The following is a 15,989-nucleotide window of genomic DNA, read 5'->3' as shown; positions in this document are numbered from 1 at the left end:
CACCCGGGTGGGTCAGACCGTCCAGAATCCCTCTCCGGAATTCGCCTGCGTGTTCGCGTCCTGGTACTGGAGGCGCACGATCCGCGCGTTTTCCGGGATTTCGAACACCACCCATCCCTCGGCCCGCTGCCCGACGGAGAGGGAATCGAAGACGAGGGGCTTTCCGGTGGTCAGCTCGCCCGTCTTGACCGCCGGATAGCGCTGCCCCGCGCTGTCGTACGCCCACATGCGCCCGAGCGCCCCGTAGGTCGCACCGCCCACGTTGACGAAGGACATCCCGGCGCCCACCCAGCGCTTGCCCGCGGCGGGGGTGAAGGTCGCGTCCACACTGACCGCGGGATCGACGTAGGCGGTGAGGACGGCCTGCAGGTGGCGGCCCACCTGCTGGCCGCGCACCCGTACGGGGTCACCCACCCGGGCGTCCTTGACGGCGGACCCGGCCACCGCCCCCGGCGCCGGCGCGGGGGCGTCCTCGTCGGCGCCGCCCGGGGCGCCGTCGTCGACCGGGACGGCCGGGGCGGCGGCGGGCGCGAGGGCGGCCCCCTCGTGGGCACTCTGGCAGGCGGTGGAACCGAACAGCAGGAGCGGAAGGAGGGCGAGGGCGAGGACAGGGGCGGACTGGCGCATGCGGGATCCCTTCGGGGACGTATTTCGGTCAGTCTCACGCGCCCGAGCGGGCAATTGCACACACCGACACGATTCGACGGAGCGAGATACCGCCGGGTGACCTGCACAATTCGTTCCGGCGGAATCCCCCGCCCGCATCCACCTGGAGGAAACGATGGGCCTGCCCGTATCCCGAATCGCCGTGGCGGCACTGTCCGCACTGGCCGCCACCGCCGCCTGCGCCGTGCCCGCGAGCGCCGATTCGCGCGCCAATGCGATTTCCGTGGAGGACCACGCGCGGGTTTCCCAGGACGGCCGCGTCACTCTTTCCGGGTCCTACCGCTGTGAACCCGGGTCACCCGAGGGAGTGCAGATCCAGACCGCCGTCGGTCAGGACCACAACCGGCTCGGCATGAACGCGGGCGACGCCGTCTGCGACGGCGCGGTCCACGAGTGGTCCGTCAGCGGCGCGATCGGCGTCGACTCCGGCTTCCACCCCGGCGACGCCGAAGTCCAGGCCACCCTGACCGTCGCCCGCCTCCACGGCGCGTACCTGGTGCCGCGCGCGATCTCGCAGAGCACCCTCGCCGAGCACCGCGGGCACGTCACCCTCGACCGCCACTGACGGGCCCGGTCCCGCCGACCCGCCCCGTCGACCCCGCACCCGCGGGCCGATCCGCCCGGTAGCCGCCGCTACCGGCAGTCCGGCGCCGCACCGGTCATCGACATGAAGGCCACCGACCGGCACGCCGGCGCCGCGTGCGCGCGGCCCGCCGTCCAGTCGAGGAGCCTCGGCACACCCGCCGCGATCACCGCGAGCACCAGCGTCGCCAGCAGTACGAGCCCCCACGGCCGCATCCTTTCCATGACCGGATCATCACCCCGGCCGCGGCCCGCCACAACTCGACGTGACCACTCGTTCACTCCGGGTCAGCAGGGGTGTCGAACTCGCACCACACGGCCTTGCCGTCGCCCCGGGACTCCACGCCCCAGTGCGTGGCCAGCGCGTCGACGAGCAGCAGCCCGCGTCCCGTGGTCGCCGCCTCCCCCGGCGTCCGCCTGCGCGGCCAGACGCTGGAGCGGTCCTTGACCCACAGCCGGATCCGCCGGACCGGCTCCGGCAGCACCTCCATCGTCAGCACCGCACCCCCGTCGGTGTGCAGCAGGGCGTTGACCAGCAGCTCCCCCGCCGCGAGCTCCACGTCGTCGGCGAGGGCCGGCACCCCCCAGTCGCGCAGCGCCTGACGCAGCGCGTAACGGGCCTCGGAGAGCCCCTCGGGGTCCGCCTGGTGGACGTACTGGTGGATCCGCGGCGCCCGGTGCGTCCCCGGGTCCGGGGCCCGGCGCAGCACCAGCAGGGCCACGTCGTCGCCCGAGCCCCAGCGCTCCCACAGCCGGTCCAACAGGTGGTCGGCGAGCGCCCCCGACTCCTGGGGGCCGGTGCGCACCGCGTGCGCCAGCGCGTCCATCCCGGTGGTGATCGTCGCGCCGGGCTCCTCCACCAGCCCGTCGGTGCACAGCACGAGGGTCTCGCCGGGGACCAGGTCGAGGCGGGTCTCGGGGAAGTCCTCCTGTTCGAAGACGGAGGCCAGGCCCAGCGGCAGGCCGCCGCGCAGGTTCGGCCAACCGGTCCGCCCGTCGGTGTGCCGGATCAGCGGGCCCAGGTGGCCGGCGCGCACCGCCCGTACGCCGCCGGTCTCCAGGTCGACCTGGGCGTAGGTGCAGGTCGCGAAGCGTTCGGTGTCCAGTTCGGCCAGGAAGCGCGAGGCCCGCGCGAGGACCGTGGAGGGCGAGTGGCCCTCCCCCGCGTACGCCCGCAGGGCGATCCGCAGCTGGCCCATGATGGCCGCGGCGTGCGTGTCGTGGCCCTGGACGTCGCCGACGACGATGCCGACCCGGTCCCGGGGCAGCGCGATCACGTCGTACCAGTCCCCGCCGACCTCGCGGCCGCTCCAGGCGGAGTGGTAGCGGACCGCGATCTCGCCGCCGGTGATCTCGGGGATCCGCCGGGGCAGCATGGCGGCCTGGAGGCCGGTGGCGAACTCGCGCTCCTGGTCGAAGAGGAGCGCGCGCTGGAGCGACTGGGCGACGATGCCCGCCAGGCCCAGGGACAGGTTCCGCTCCTCGGGGCTGAAGTCACTGCGCTGCCGGTAGAAGAGCACGAGCCCGCCGATCGCCTTGGCCTGCGCGATCAGCGGGAGATAGGCGGCGGCCTTGAACAGGATCCGGCCGAGGTAGGGCGCGAAGAGCGGGAACTCGTCCGCCAGCTCGTCCAGGTCGGTCACGAAGCGCGCCTTGCGGGTGAGGACCGTCTGCGAGAGCGGCAGCGATCCGTCCAACCGGGTGAACTTGCGCTCGCTGAGGATCTCCAGCGACTCCCCGCTCAGCGCGATGATCTTCATGGCGCCGTTCTCGACCAGCCCGAGCGCCAGGCCGTCCGCGCCGAGCCGCTCCAGCGCGCCCGCGCCGGTCAGGGTGGCGGTGACGTCGTCGACCGTCACCGCCCGCGACAGCGCCTCCGTGGTGCGCTGCACGATCGTGGCCTGTTTGGCCCGCGCCGACTCCAGCCGGCGCAGCAGCGTGGCGTGGGCCAGCTCGGCGGTCGCGTCCCGGACGATCCCGACGATCCGCCGGGGTCGTCCGTCGGGGTCGCGCAGCACCCGGCCCTGCGTGTGGGTCCACTGGTCGCGGCCGTCGCGCCGCTGCACCGTGAAGTACGAGCCGTACGTCTCCCCGCCGCCGTCCAGGGCCGCCAGGACCGCGTCCGCCAGGCGGGCGCTGTCATCGGCCGGGATCCGGACGCCCAGGCCCTCCGGAGTGTTGTCGAACTCCTCCGGCTCCAGGTCGAAGACGCCCATCCCGGCCGGGTCCAGCGTGAGGGCCCCGGCTCCCAGGTCCCACTCGAAGCTGCCCATGCCGTTCAGCGCGAGCCGGTCCGAGGCGCTGATCACGCCCGGTTCCGGTGCGTCGTGCTCCGCCGCTGCCACGCGTCACACCACCTATCGGCCGGGCCAGCACGGCTGGGAGATCAGCCTCTCCCACTCTTCGTCAGGATGCCCCGGAAGGGTGCGCCCGGCCTCCCGCCAGCGCTGGACGAGCGAGAGGTAGATCGTCGGCTGGTCGGGATGCGGGGCCTGCGGTGGCCCGGCGCGACGGGGCCCCGCGGACTGTTCGGCTCGGCTCGCGGGAATGCGCACCCAGCCCCGACCCTGTGCTCTCTCCGGGCTCATCGCGGACCCCTTCTCACACCGGATAGGTCTTCTGGCGCCCGGCGCCCTGGCCCCGCAGGGCTCCTTCGCCGCCACCGGAGCGCGGCGGCCGGCCCTGGGCGCGCAGGCGCTTGTGGACTCCTGTCACCAGTCTCCCCGCCGTGAAGCCCGCGCCGTGCACGAATCGCATGGAAGGGCCGAACGAGGGAGCCGTGAGCAGCCCCGCGAAGAAGAGGCCCGGCCACGAGGACTCGAAGTGGGGGCCGAGCGCGGGCGTGCCCGCCTCCCCGACCGTGTCCACCGCCGTGCGCAGCCCCGCGTCCAGCAGCCCCAGCCGCCCCAGGCCTGGGCGGAAGCCGGTCGCGGCGATCACGTGGGCGACGTCCAGGACCACGGACTCGCCGGCGGCGGTGGTCAGCCCCAGCCGGGTGCGGGCCCCGACCGGCACCGCCCGGTGCAGGGCGTGCCCCATCAGGGCGGGCACCTGCCGCTCGAAGCGGTCCCGCAGCCACCAGGCCCCGGCCGGGCCCAGCTCGGTGGCCGCGATCCGCTCCCGGACGTGGGCGGGCAGCCGGCGCACCGCCCAGGGCAGCTCCGACCAGGCCCAGCTGCGCCAGCCCGTGCCGAGGCCGCTGTGCGGGTCGCGCAGGGCTCGCGGCAGCGGGCGCCGGAGCGGCTGCGGAAGGGTGTTCCAGTTCAGCCGGGCGCGCCGGGCGACCAGGCAGGGCCGGGCCCCGGCCTCGGCGAGGAGGGCCGCGGTCTCCAGCGCGGCCTGGCCCGCGCCGAGGACCGCGACCTCCTGGCCGGCGAACCGGCTCAGGTCGCGGTGGTCGCTGCTGTGCGAGTAGTGGGTCGGCGGTAGCTCGCGCAGCGCGGCCGGGTGGTTCACGAAGGGCATGACGCCGACCGCGAGGGCGACGGTCCGGGCCAGCAGCGGCTCGCCCTGCGCCGTGGCGATCCGGAATCCACTGCCCTGCGGGGTGACGTCGGTGACCGTCACCTCCTCGACGGGCGGCGCCGCCTGCCGGGCGAACCAGAGCCCGTACTCACTGAACGTCCCGATCGGCAGCGGAGTGCCGTGCTCCGCCGTCGTGCCGCGGGTGGCGCAGTAGTCGGCCAGGGTGTAGCGCCCGTCCGGCGCGGACAGGTTCGAGGACCAGGGCTCCGACTTGAGGAACATGCCGTCGGGCATGTGGTCCCGCCAGGAGGCCATCGGGCGGCCGAGCACCCGTACGTCGAGCCCGGCCGCGGCCGCGTGGGCGGCGACCGACAGCCCGTACGGGCCCGCGCCGACCACCACGAGATCCTCCATGCGCGTCACGGCTGTCCCTCCAGTCTCTTACCGGTGTCATGCGTCGTGTGGGCGGCCGGCCCCGGGGTCCGGGGCCGGCCGCGAGGGTCGGGGCGGGCGGCGGGGCGGGGCCCCGGGTCGTCACCGGATCATCCGGTCACCGCGTCACCAACCCGTCGGGCTCGGCCGTTTCGGCCGTTCCGGTCTGCTCCGCGGCGCCCGGGGGTGCGCCCGGGCCCTGCGCGTCGGGCGGGGCGGCGCGTTCGGGCCCGCCGCGCTGGCGGGGCGCGCGGGCCACCGCGCGCGCCGTGCGCCGCCCGCGCGCGGGGACACCGCTCAGCCTGTTCCACGCCCCGCGCGCCCCCTTGCCGGCGCCGCGCCCCAGGAAGGCCGCGATCATCGCGAGGAAGGGCAGTACGTCGTCGGCCGCGAACCAGGCCAGCTCGACCCGCCCCCGCTCGACGGGCGGCGCGGCCCGCACCGGCCCGGGCCGGGCGACCCCACCGGACCCACTGGCCCCACCAGACTCACCGACCCCACCAGCTCGGCCCGCCGCCCCGGGCGCCGCCTCCTGCGCCGGGATCGTGGCGGCCGCGGCGGCCGGAGCCGGCGCCGGAGCCGGCGGCACGGCCGGAACCGGTGCGACCGCCGCCGCGGCCGACCGCCGCTGCGGCAGCGGCCCCCGCAGCCCCGCCAGCAGCGCGTAGTTCTCCGCGACGAAGACCCGCCCCGGACCGCCCACCGGCTCCGGTACCCGTTGCCCCGTCAGATCCAGGTAGAGCGCCTGTACGACGTCCAGCCCGGCCCCGTCGGTGAAGAGCCGGAACTGCGCGCCGGGCCGGGGGTTGAAGTCGACCAGCCGGAAGCAGCCCCGCTCGTCCCGCCGGAAGTCCAGGTCGAGGATCCCCTGGTAGCCGAGCCGTCGCGCGAGCCGCAGCCCCGCCTCCTCCACCGCCGGGTCGGGCAGCCAACGACCCATCGCCGTCAGCCCCGTACGCACCGGCCACGACAGCTCCTTGCGCCCGGAGCCGACCAGCAGCGGGTGCCCGTCCCGGGTGAAGCAGCCGTGGAAGAACCAGTCCGTGTCGGGCCCGGCGGGCAGGAACCGCTGGAGCAGCAACGGGCTGCCGGCCTCCGCGGACCGCTCGTACAGCCCGCGCGCCTCGGCAGCGGTGTGCACCAGCGTGGTGCTGCGCAGGCCGTCGCCCGCGGGCAGCAGCCAGGGCCGGCTCCACTTGGCGACCACCGGCAGTCCGAGCCGCCAGGCGGCCTCGGCCGCCTCGGCCCCGCTCGCCGGGATCACCGTCTCCGGGTGCGGGATCTCCCAGCGGGCGCAGAGCCGCGAGAGCTCCGCCTTGTCGGCCACCCGGGCGGGCAGGCCGTCGGGCTGATGGGGGATCCGGAACCGGTCCTGGAGCATCGGCGCGATCCGTGACACCGCGATGGCGCTCAGGTCGTCCATGGCGATGAGCACCGCGGGACGGCCGATCCGCTCCGCGACACCGGTCAGGCACTCCAGCAGTTCCTCGGGGCGCTCGGGGTCGAGCCCGCCGGACGGACCGGGGTGCACCGCGCGCAAGTAGCGCGAGCGACCCATGGGACCTCCCCCGGTCTCGACGACGGCATGGACCTCCACGCCCCTGCGCCCAAGGGATCTGACGGCGCCGAGGGTTCCGTGGTGGAACGGATTCCGATCGAGTCTGAGCAGAACAGCGGGCACATGGCTGGCGAACGCGTGCATGGAAACGGTGTCTTTCACCTAGTCGGACCAAGCGGAGAGAGTGCGCAGCTGCGAATGGCCTACGCTGCGGCCACCGGACAGGCCATTCGTCAGATGTGATGCCTAACGTCTTTGGTAAGCACACCGATTCGGGGAAGCTCGGGAGACGCCATGTCCAGACCACACCGCAGATTGGTGAGCACCTGCATCGGTACGGTCACGGCCGGACTGCTCGCCACCGGCGCCGCGCTCGCGGCACCCGAGAAGGACGACGACAGGACCGGCTCCGACATCGCGATGGGTGCCTATCTCGACTACGGCCCGTCGGGCGTGGCGCGGATCCCGTTCCTGTCGCACTGGCTGGGCGGCAAGCAGATCCGGGTCGGGCACACCTACCTGCCCGGCGACCGGTGGTCCAACATCGAGGGCACCGACTTCCTGGAGGACTGGGCCACCTGGCGCCGGGCCGCCAAGGACCGGATGTTCGTCCTCAACGTGCCCATGCAGGAGCGCAACGAGGGCCGGATCCCCGACTACCAGGTGGCCCGGCTGATCCGCGCGGGCGCGGACGGCGACTTCGACGGGCACTTCAAGAAGCTCGCCGAGCGGCTGGTGTCCCTCGGTGTGCCGGACACGGTCGTCGTGCTCGGCTGGGAGATGAACGGCACCACCTACACCCACCGCTGCGGGCCCGACCCGGAGCGCTGGAAGGCGTACTGGAAGCGCATCGTGACCGCGATGCGCTCGGTGCCCGGCCAGGAGTTCCAGTTCGACTTCGCGCCGAACCGCGGCACGGACGCCATCGGCTGGACCAAGTGCTACCCCGGTGACGACGTCGTCGACATCATCGGGATGGACTCCTACGACCAGGGGCCCGGCGCCACCTTCGACGACCAGGTGAGCCAGCCGTACGGGCTCCAGCAGCACGTCGACTTCGCGAAGGCACACGGCAAGCGGATCTCCTACCCGGAGTGGGGGCTCTTCCGGCGCGGGGACAATCCGGACTACGTGCGGCGCATGCTCCAGTGGATCGAGCAGCAGAAGCCGATCTACCACACCATCACGGACTACTGCCCGCACGGCGTGTGGCAGTGCAAGCAGAACCCGCGCTCCTCGCGGGTGTTCCGCGACGCGCTGGCCGCCAAGCCGAACCCGCTGCCGACGCCCGTGATCCCGACGCCGGTCATCCCGACGCCCGTGATCCCGACCCCGGTCATCCCGACCCCGGTCGTGCCCACGCCGGCCGTCCCGACCCCGCAGCTGCCCACCCCCCAGGTCCCGAGCCCGGCCGTGCCCTCGCCCGAGGTCCCGCCCGTCGTCCCGTCGCCGGTCGTCCCGTCGCCGGTCGTCCCGTCGCCGGTCGTTCCGTCGCCCGTCGTCCCGTCGCCCGAGGCGCCCAGCCCCTTCCCGGAGCCGTCGCCCCTGGTCCCCTCGCCACTCGCGCCCAGCCCGGAAGCCCCGAGCCCCGTCGCACCGAGCCCCGAAGCCCCGAGCCCGATCGCACCCAGCCCCGAGGCACCGAGCCCGGTCGCACCGAGCCCCGTCGCACCCAGCCCCGAGGCGCCGGTCGTGGTCCCGCTGCCGCAGTCGCCTTCCCCGTCGCCGTCCCCGGCCGTGCCGCTGCCCGAGGCGCCCTCGCCCGCTCCCGTGCCCGCGCCGGTCACACCCCCGGTGGCCCCCAAGCCGCCGGCCGCCCCGAAGGAGTGGTGCGTCCCGATCAACTTCGGCGAGTGGCTGTCCAAGCTGGTCGGCAAGCAGTCGGTCTGCGTCAAGATCGACCTGGGCGAGGACAGCAACTGGTGGCCGTTCTAGTCGCCGACACGGTCGCGGCCACGGCCACGGCCACGGGACCGGCGTCACCGGACGCGTAGTTCGTTCAGCCGCGCCCGCCAGTCCCGGGCCGCCGGCAGGGACTCGCGCAGCGCCTCCACCGCCCGCTCGCGCCCCGTCAGCTGCGACTCGTGCAGTCGCAGCAGGGGCGCGAGCGCGGTCGTGGCCAGCAAGAACCGCTGGTTGACCACGACTTCGGGACGCCAGTGGTTCTTGTACGGTTCGGACCCGCGCAGGAAGCTGACCACCGGCCGGCCCTCCGCGAGCGCCCGCCCCGCCTCGTGGCGCAGCAACAGGGTCGCCACGTCCACCTTCTTGTCCCTCAGCCCGGGGTCGGCCCCGTACAGGTAGCCCCCGCTCAGCCCCGCCGACAGCAGCGTGACGTTCGCGGCCACGACCTTGCCCTCCAGCCGGAACTCGGTCAGCCGTCCCTCCCCGCAGCGCACCATCCGCCGGGTGGCCCGGGTCAGGTGCTCGGCGAAGCGGGGCCGCAGGTGCTCGGGGGTGACCCCGCGGCCGCGCCACTGCTTCTCGTGCAGCCGCAGCAAGGTGCGCACCGCGCGCGGCACCTCCTCCTCGGTGACCTCGCGCTCCTCGATGCCCGCCGCGTCGGTCTTGCGGAGCTTGGCGCGCACCCGCTGGGCGCCCGCCTTCGGCATCCGCTTGACCAGCTCGTCGAAGGGCAGCACGGGCAACTCCATGCAGGTGGAGTCGGCCAGCCGGGTACGGGCGCCGGACCAGTGCGCGTAGAGCCGCTCGGCCGCGGCGCCGGGCCGCACCTCGCGCAGGTCGACCACCGCGCCGCGGGCGGCCCGGTGCAGGCCGCGCGCGAGCGCGGGAACGACCTCGTCGGCGCACCGGGCGTCGGCCAGGACGTCGAAGTAGTCGGTGATGCCCCCGCCGAGCGGCACGAGCAGCGGCAGCGGCCGGTGGACGAGCATCAGCGCGGCCGCGCCGACGAGTTCGTCCCCGCGCCGGACCAGGAGGACGCGCAGCCGCCCCTCCCGGCCGTAGGACAGCCACCAGGAGTGCAGCCAGGCGTGGCTCTGGAACGGGGTGGCGGTGGGGCAGCTGCGCACGAGCCGGTTCCACGGCTCCTCCAGCGCGGCGAACTGCCGGGGGTCGCGGCACAGCGTCACCGACAGGGCCCCGGTGGAGCCCGCGCTCAACGCACCGGCTCCTTCTCCTTCGCGGAGGCGGTGGCGTCGGCGGCCTCGCCCTGGGCGGGCAGCGAGGTCACGTAGCCGGACTCGGCGGGTCCGGCGACGGCCGCCGCGGGCTCGTCCGTACGGCGCCTGCGGCCGGGCTTGGCCAGCAGCCACAGCCCGCCGATCAGCCCGCCCGCGCAGAGCCCGACGGCTCCGCTGAGCGGGGCGGACGGCGAGGCGGGGTCGCTGGGGGCGACGGCCTGGTTGAAGAGGAGCAGCTGCACGCCGGTGTTCTTCGCGGCCTGGTTGCTGCTCAGGGACAGGGCATCGGCGACCGCGTTGGCGATGTCGGCGGCGCCGGCGGCGGTCCGCGAGGTGCCGGTGATCGCGATCATCGGGGACTCGGGGGAGGTCTCCGCGCGGACCTGCGTGCGCAGCTGCGCGACGCCGAGGCCCGCGCGCGGCTGGGCGTAGGCGAGGGTGGAGCTGCTGGTGGCGATGCGGGCGTAGGCCTGGGCGAAGCCGAGGGCGGTCGCCGGTTCGGTCGTGTCGTTCGGAACGGCGACGACGTAGCTGGTGGCGGCGTACTCGGGGGCCTTCAGCACCCCGTACGCCCCGCCCGCGGCCAGGCCCAGCACGGCGCAGGCGGGCAGCGGCCACCAGACGGGCAGCGGCCGCAGCCGTCCTGCCACGCGGTGCCCCCGCCGCCCGCGGGGCGCCGGGTCCTTCTCCGGCGTGCGGTCGGACTTCTTCTTGTGGTCGGGGGTCTCGGCCATGTGCGTGCTCACTTCCTCGTGGAGGGGAGTTCGGTTTCCGGTGCCCGCGGTGTGCGGGTCCGGTGGTTCGTGTCGGCCGGGTCACCGGCCCGTGACGCCGGCCCGGCGGGGGCCGCCGGCCGGGTGGGGCCGAGGGCCTGCGCGTAGACGTGCAGGAGCTGTTCGGCGCTGCGCGCGATGTCGTAGCGGCGGACCACCGGCGGTGGCGGCAGCCGCCGGGCGCCGGCCTCCATGTGGCCGCGCAGGGCCGCGAGCAGTTCCTCCTGCCCGGGGCCGATCCGGCGCGCGCCGGGGGCCTGTGTCGCGGGCAGGTCGTCGATCGCCGGGCAGGTGACGTGCAGCACCGGCAGTCCGGCGGCCAGCGCCTCGACCACCGCCAGCCCGAAGGCCTCCTCCCGCGAGGGCGAGACGAAGACGTCCATGGCCGCGAGCAGCGCCGGGATCCCGGGGGTGCGCCCGTCGCCGCTGTCGCCGAGCGGGTCGCGCTCGCCCAGCAGGTGGATCCGGTGCTGGGCGCCGAGTTCGGCGGCGAGCAGCCGCAGCGCGGGCCGTTCGGGCCCGTCGCCGGCGAGCAGCAGGTGCGCGCCGGGGAGCGCCGCCACCGCGCGCACCAGGACGTCGAAGCGCTTGCCCGGTACGAGCCGCCCGACCCCGCCGACCACGAACGCCCGCTCCGGCAGGCCGGTCCGGCCGCGGGTGGCGCGGCGCACCGATGCGTCGAAGCGGAAGCGGACCGCCTCGATCCCGTTGGGTACGACGTGCACGCGGGCCGCGGGGACCCCCCAGCCCTCCAGCCGCGCCGCCACCGTGTCCGAGACGGCGACCGTCGCCGCGCCGAGCTTCTCGCTCGCCAGGTACAGGGCCCGTACCCCGCCCGAGAGCGGACGGCCCTCGATCTCCCCGGCGCCGAGGGAGTGTTCGGTGGCCACCGTCGTGCCGACGCCGGCGAGCCTGGCGGCGAGCCTGCCGTACACGCAGGCCCGGTAGAGGTGGGTGTGCACCAGGTCGTACTCGCCGCGCCGGATGAACTTCACCAGGCGCGGCAGGGCCCCCAGGTCGCGGTTGCCGCGCATGCCGAGGTTGACCACGCGGACCCCGTCCGCCCGCAGCCCCTCCGCGACGGGCCCGGGGTTGGTGAGGGTCAGTACGTCGCACCGCATCGGCAGGTGGCGCAGCAGCAGCCGCAGTTGCTGTTCGGCGCCGCCGACGCCGAGCCCGGTGATGATGTGGAGCGCCTTGAGCGTCTTCACCGGCGCACCGCCCGGCGCACTTCGGCGACCTGGTGGCGCAGCCGCTTGATCCGCAGTCGGGCCGCGCCGTCCGCCTGGCTGACGTGGGTGCGGGGCAGGGCGTGCGGGCCGGCGAGCGCCCCGGGGTCGATGGCGCACGCGTAGCCGTAGCCGGCCGCCCGGGTCGCCTCGACGACCCGGGAGTCGAGGGATCCGTACGGGTAGCAGAATCCTTCGGGCAGGGTGCCGGTCAGCTCCCGCAGCAGTTCGCGGCTGCCGCGCAGCTCCTGCTGGAGGACGTCGTCGGGTACGTCGGTCAGGTGCTGGTGGAGCAGCCCGTGCGAGCCGATCTCCTGGCCCGCCTCGGCGACCGCGCGGATCCCCTCGGCGCTGAGCAGCGGCTTGCGCGGGCCCAGCGGGTCCCACACGTTGTCCACGCCGAGCCGCCCGGGGAGCACGAACAGGGTGGCGGTGCAGCCGTGCCGCTGGAGCAGCGGCAGGGCCCGCGTGAGGAAGTCGGTGTAGCCGTCGTCGAAGCTCAGGCCGACCAGCCCGGCGGCCCGGCCGTGCGCGCGGGCCCGCAGCAGTTCGCCGACCGAGACCCCGCGCAGCCCGCGCGAGCGCAGCCAGGCGAGCTGGGCCGCCAGGGCGGCGGGGGTGACGGTGATGCCGTAGGGGTCCTCGGCGGGGTCGGTGAACTCGGCCACCGAGTGGTACATGAGGACCCACGGCGAGCCGTGGGCGGCCTTGCGGGCGGGGGCCGTCGCGGCGGTGGGCGCCGTGTCGGTGTCAGCGGACATGACGGAACCTCTGGGTGATCAGGGCGGGCAGGGCGGTGATCTCGAGCGCCCGTATGGCCATGCCGGAGGCCCCGAACATGGCCGGGACCAGCAGCGCGCCGAGCGCGGCGCTGAGCAGGGGGTCGGGGATGAGGGGACCGGCGATCCAGCCGGTGGCGCAGGCAGCGGCGGCCGCGGCGGCGAGCCGGCCGATGCTGGTGGCGACCCGGCGGACCTGGATCGCGACGATCCGCGAGCCGAGGCCGGTGAGCAGTAGGGCCGCGGTGGTGGAGATGCCCGCGGCGTTGGCGGCGGCGATCCCGTAGGTCCCCCACCAGCCGACCGCGAAGGCCCCGGCGACGATGTTGACGAGGAGTCCGGCGCCCATCGCGAGCGCCGGGAACCAGGTGGGCCGGGCGGTCGAGAAGAAGGGCCGGCTCAGCGCCCCGACGAGGCAGTGGCCGAGGAGCCCGAGGCCGTAGACCCGCATGACGGAGGCGGTGGCGAGGGTGTCCTGGTGGGTGAAGGCGCCGCGTTCGAAGAGGACCTGGATGATCTGGGGCGCGTAGCCGATGACCATCGCGGTGCCCATCAGGACGGCGAGGGAGGCGAGCGCGAGGTCCTGTTCGACGCGGCGGCGGGCCTTTTCGCGCTCGCCGCCGGCCATGGCCTGGGCGACCACGGGGAAGGTGACCGTGCAGATCATCAGCGAGAGCACCATCGGCATCTGCGCGACCTTCTGCGCGTAGTTCAGGTGCGAGATCGCGCCGGGCGGCAGGGAGGCGGCCAGGAACCGCTCGACGAGGACCTGGGACTGGCGGAACACGGCGAAGAAGATGACCGGGGCGATCACGCCGAAGGCGATCAGGGTGGGCCGGTCGCGGCCCTGTTGGCGGCGGCTGGCGCCCTTGGCGCGGGGCGGGCCGAAGCCGACGTGCCGGATGAAGGCGGGCAGTTGGACGAGGACCATGAGGAGGCCGCCGACGGCGACGCCCGCGGCGGCCGCCCGCACCCCCCACACCGCGTGCAGGGCCAGCATCCCGCCGATGATCCCGACGTTGTAGGCGACGTAGATCGCCGCCGGGGGCACGAAGGAACGGTGGGCGCGCAGCGCGGCGCTGAAGTAGCCCGCGATGCCGAAGGAGAGGACGGTGAGCGCGGTCAGCCGGGTGCACTGGATGGCGAGTTCGGGGTCCGGCAGCCCGGGGGCGAGCACGGCGACGACGAGCGGCGCGGCGACGACGAGCACGCAGGCCACGGCGGCCAGCAGGACGGCGAGCCGCGGCAGCGTCGCCCCGACCAGCAGCCGTACGGGGTCCTGGGCGCGGGCCTGCTTGCGCGTCAGCCCGGCCCGGCTGGCCGCGCGCCGGGCCAGGGCGTGGCTGAAGGCGGGCACCATCAGCAGCGCCATGGCGTCCTCGATCAACAGGGTCGAGGCCATCTCCGGGACGGTCCAGGCGATCAGGAAGGCGTCGCTGTCGTGCCCGGCGCCGAAGAGGTGCGCGATGGTCTGGTCCCGGAACAGCCCGAAGACGGCCCCGGCGGCGGTGAGTCCGGCGGTGACGGCCGCGGCCTTGGCGAGGAAGCGCCCGAGCGGGGCCCCCGCGCCGGGGTCGCCGTCGTCCGGGCCGCCCGGTCGTGCGCCGGGCCCGGCGGGGCCGTCCACCGGCGGCTCGGCCTCCCGTACGGCCTCCCGTACGGCCGCCCGCACGGCTGTACGGCGCGCCGCGGGCCGGACCGGGCCGCCCGCGCGGACGAGACCGGCGGGGGCGAGACCGGCGGGGGCGTGGCCGGGCTGCGGCGGCCGCAGGCCCGTGTTGGGGCCGGTGCCGAGGATGTGCCCGCGGCCCGGGGCGGGGCCGGGGTCCGGGGCGCGGACCGCGGCGGGGCGGGGCGCCGGGGCGGGGGCCCCCGGCGGGAGCCCCACCGGCGCCTGGTCCTCCCCCGGGGCGCGGGTTCCGGCGGGAACGTGGGCGGGGCCCGCCCCGGCCACAGGGGCGGGAGCGGGCCTCCGGGCGCCCGTCTCGGGCGTCGTATCGGTCACGCGGCGGCCGCGCGGTCCACGGCGCCGTCAGCGGTCGGGGACGGGAGCGCCCACCACGCGGCCAGGCCGATGATCACTCCGGTGAGGACGGTGGAGGGGCCGCCGATGTCGGCGTACAGGAAGTCGGTCAGCTGCCAGACGAAGAGTCCGACCGCGACCAGCCCGCAGTCCCGGATCCGGCGAGCGGCCGGATCCGGGGCGAGCACCCGCCGTGCCCCGGCGACCAGCAGCGCCGCCCAGCCGCCCGCGAGCGCGGTCAGCCCGATCAGCCCCTGCTCGCTGAGGACCAGCAGGTACATGTTGTGCGGGGAGAGCAGCGGCTGGCGGATGAAGGCCTGGCCGGCCCCGGCCGTGTCGCTCCCCGAGGACAGCCCCAGCGAGGAGTGGCTGTCGCGGTTGGCGGGGAAGCCCTTGAGACCGACCCCGGCGGCTGGGCGCTCGCGCCACATGGATTCGGCGGCGGCCCACATCGTGTAGCGGTCGGTCACCGACTGGTCGGGGGCGCTGGAGACCTGGGTGATGGAGCTGAGCCGCTCGGTGATCATCTCGGAGCCGAAGCCGAGGCCGCCGACCAGCACCACCGCGGCCGCGCCGAGCGCCACGAGCACCTTCAGCGCCCGCCGCACCCCGGCCATCAGCATCACGACGAGCGCGGCGCCGAAGGTCGCGATCCACGCGCCACGGCTGAAGGACAGCCCGAGCGGGACGAGCAGGGCCAGCGCCGAGACGGTGGCCGCGCGCCGGACCCGGTGCGTGAGCGTGGGGGTCAGCGCGGCGGCGGTGGCGATGATCAGCCCGTAGGCCACCACGGTGGCCATGCCCATGACGTCGCCGGGACCGAAGGTGCCCACCGCCCGGATGTCCGCGCCCTGGTAGGAGGCCCCGGTGTGGGTGGCGAACTGGACGACGCCCACCGCGCCCTGGACCAGCGCCAGCGCCACGAAGCAGCCCCCGGCGAGCCGGAACTCCCGCGCGTCGCGCAACAGCAGCACCACGGCGGCCGGGACCAGCACGAACACCTGGAGGTAGCGCACGAAGCCGGGCAGCGCCGCGTACGGATCGGCGGCGGTCACGGTGGCGACGGCCAGCCCGGCGGCGGGCAGCCCGAGCAGGAAGGCGCCGAGCGCGCTCAGCCGGCGCGTCTGCCCGCGCAGCGCCTGCACCGCGCAGCAGAACACCAGCAGCAGGGAGGCCGCGTCGGCCGGGGTGACCTTGCCGGAGGCGGTCGCGTCCCCCGCGGGCAGCGGGGCGCAGAGCAGCAGGACGGTCGCGGCGAGCGGCAGCAGCGGCCAGTGCCGGCGCAGGGCGCCGGGGAGATCGAAGGGGATCGGGGGTGAGGCGTGGGCGGTGCTCATGC

The 15,989-nt window shown here is 75.3% G+C and carries 13 protein-coding genes; 2 read left to right on the top strand and 11 right to left on the bottom strand.

Features of this window, described 5'->3' with window-relative positions; all coding sequences use genetic code 11:
- Positions 1 to 12: 12 nt before the first annotated feature.
- Complete coding sequence (locus ACIBEA_RS24210) at positions 13 to 627, bottom strand: DUF4352 domain-containing protein (RefSeq protein WP_399264202.1); 615 nt, start codon at positions 625 to 627, stop codon at positions 13 to 15.
- A 154-nt stretch (positions 628 to 781) separates the two neighbouring features.
- Here ACIBEA_RS24210 and ACIBEA_RS24205 point away from each other — a divergent pair, with 154 nt between their 5' ends.
- Complete coding sequence (locus tag ACIBEA_RS24205; RefSeq protein WP_399264200.1) at positions 782 to 1,231, top strand: DUF6299 family protein; 450 nt, start codon at positions 782 to 784, stop codon at positions 1,229 to 1,231.
- A gap of 68 nt (positions 1,232 to 1,299) precedes the next feature.
- On the opposite strand, the gene ACIBEA_RS24200 is transcribed toward ACIBEA_RS24205, so the two are convergent.
- The 4 genes from ACIBEA_RS24200 to ACIBEA_RS24185 form a co-directional block, all read right to left on the bottom strand.
- On the bottom strand, positions 1,300 to 1,473 hold the full coding sequence (locus ACIBEA_RS24200; RefSeq protein WP_354380465.1) for a hypothetical protein: 174 nt from the start codon (positions 1,471 to 1,473) through the stop codon (positions 1,300 to 1,302).
- A 53-nt stretch (positions 1,474 to 1,526) separates the two neighbouring features.
- Positions 1,527 to 3,593, bottom strand: a complete 2,067-nt coding sequence (locus ACIBEA_RS24195; protein WP_399264198.1) for a SpoIIE family protein phosphatase — start codon at positions 3,591 to 3,593, stop codon at positions 1,527 to 1,529.
- 256 nt (positions 3,594 to 3,849) lie between these two features.
- Positions 3,850 to 5,127, bottom strand: a complete 1,278-nt coding sequence (locus ACIBEA_RS24190; protein ID WP_399264410.1) for an NAD(P)-binding domain-containing protein — start codon at positions 5,125 to 5,127, stop codon at positions 3,850 to 3,852.
- 136 nt (positions 5,128 to 5,263) lie between these two features.
- Positions 5,264 to 6,703, bottom strand: a complete 1,440-nt coding sequence (locus tag ACIBEA_RS24185) for an ATP-grasp domain-containing protein (RefSeq protein ID WP_399264196.1) — start codon at positions 6,701 to 6,703, stop codon at positions 5,264 to 5,266.
- A gap of 318 nt (positions 6,704 to 7,021) precedes the next feature.
- Between ACIBEA_RS24185 and ACIBEA_RS24180 the strand changes: the two genes are divergently transcribed.
- The gene (locus ACIBEA_RS24180; RefSeq protein WP_399264194.1) at positions 7,022 to 8,638 is read left to right on the top strand and encodes a glycosyl hydrolase; all 1,617 of its coding nucleotides are present in this window, start codon (positions 7,022 to 7,024) and stop codon (positions 8,636 to 8,638) included.
- Positions 8,639 to 8,682: 44 nt separating this feature from the next.
- Here ACIBEA_RS24180 and ACIBEA_RS24175 read toward each other — a convergent pair whose 3' ends face one another.
- The 6 genes from ACIBEA_RS24175 to ACIBEA_RS24150 form a co-directional block, all read right to left on the bottom strand.
- The gene (locus ACIBEA_RS24175; RefSeq protein WP_399264192.1) at positions 8,683 to 9,825 is read right to left on the bottom strand and encodes a GNAT family N-acetyltransferase; all 1,143 of its coding nucleotides are present in this window, start codon (positions 9,823 to 9,825) and stop codon (positions 8,683 to 8,685) included.
- Positions 9,822 to 10,580: a lipopolysaccharide biosynthesis protein gene (locus tag ACIBEA_RS24170; RefSeq protein ID WP_399264190.1), complete on the bottom strand. Its 759-nt coding sequence runs from the start codon at positions 10,578 to 10,580 to the stop codon at positions 9,822 to 9,824. Before ACIBEA_RS24170 ends, ACIBEA_RS24175 begins: the two co-directional genes overlap by 4 nt.
- 8 nt (positions 10,581 to 10,588) lie before the next feature.
- Complete coding sequence (locus ACIBEA_RS24165) at positions 10,589 to 11,830, bottom strand: glycosyltransferase (RefSeq protein WP_399264188.1); 1,242 nt, start codon at positions 11,828 to 11,830, stop codon at positions 10,589 to 10,591.
- A complete protein-coding gene (locus ACIBEA_RS24160; RefSeq protein WP_399264186.1) occupies positions 11,827 to 12,609 on the bottom strand; it encodes a polysaccharide deacetylase family protein in 783 nt (260 codons plus the stop codon). The genes ACIBEA_RS24165 and ACIBEA_RS24160 overlap by 4 nt, the downstream gene beginning before the upstream one ends.
- Entirely contained in the window at positions 12,599 to 14,515 is a 1,917-nt protein-coding gene (gene murJ, locus ACIBEA_RS24155; RefSeq protein WP_399264184.1) for a murein biosynthesis integral membrane protein MurJ, read from the bottom strand. Before murJ ends, ACIBEA_RS24160 begins: the two co-directional genes overlap by 11 nt.
- 113 nt (positions 14,516 to 14,628) lie before the next feature.
- Positions 14,629 to 15,987: an O-antigen ligase family protein gene (locus ACIBEA_RS24150; protein ID WP_399264182.1), complete on the bottom strand. Its 1,359-nt coding sequence runs from the start codon at positions 15,985 to 15,987 to the stop codon at positions 14,629 to 14,631.
- Positions 15,988 to 15,989: the final 2 nt, after the last annotated feature.

The organism is Streptomyces sp. NPDC051555 (assembly GCF_044454405.1).
Taxonomy (GTDB): domain Bacteria; phylum Actinomycetota; class Actinomycetes; order Streptomycetales; family Streptomycetaceae; genus Streptomyces.
The sequence above is the reverse complement of the archived record's forward strand: the minus strand, read 5'-3'. Positions and strand labels throughout refer to the sequence as shown.